The organism is Rhizobacter sp. P3_B12 (genome assembly GCF_056402895.1).
In genome coordinates this window covers 1-580 of sequence record NZ_JBFUGN010001739.1, presented here as the reverse complement: position 1 = coordinate 580, position 580 = coordinate 1, and the positions used below count along the sequence as shown (strand labels likewise).

Sequence of the window (580 nt, the reverse complement as noted above, 5' to 3'; positions counted from 1 at the left end):
TGGTAGAACTGGTACAGCGTCTCGCCGGAGTACGGGTCTTGCACCACGTGCGGCGGCAGCGGCTCGGCGGCATGCGCCGAACCGGCAAGCCACGCCACGGCGGCCAGGCGCAGCAGGTGTGCGGGAACGTTGCGAAGGCGCATGGCGGCTTACTGCCAGACCTTGACTTCGAACTCCGGCTGCAGCTTGCCGGTGTTGTCCTTGATCTGCAGCTCGATGTACTTCGGGTCGGTGGTCTTGTCGAACTTGACGGTCGCGCCGCGCTTGTAGTCGCGGAAATGCGGGCCGCCGCCGGTGAACACCGCGACGATCTGGTGCTCGCCGGCCTTCAGGTTGCCGAGGTACACGCGCTGCACGCCGCCGCGGTGCAGGGCCTTCACCTCCAGCGGGGTGTAGAGGTAGTTCGCGACGACCTTGTCGTCGAGCTTCACCTGCACCGAGCCGAGTTCGAACATCTTGCCCACGTCCATCGAGACGAACACCGCCACCTGCGTGTTGGCGGGGAACAGCAGTTCCTCCTCCAGCACCAGCAGGTCGCGGTTCAGGCGGATCACGTCGCCCTTCAGGTCCTGGATGCGGC

At 65.9% G+C, this 580-nt stretch carries 1 protein-coding gene; it reads right to left on the bottom strand.

Features of this window, described 5'->3' with window-relative positions; translation table 11 throughout:
- Positions 1 to 149: 149 nt before the first annotated feature.
- Positions 150 to 580: AraC family transcriptional regulator (locus tag AC1D01_RS37970; RefSeq protein ID WP_477875150.1), on the bottom strand; the 431-nt coding region annotated here is incomplete at its 5' end.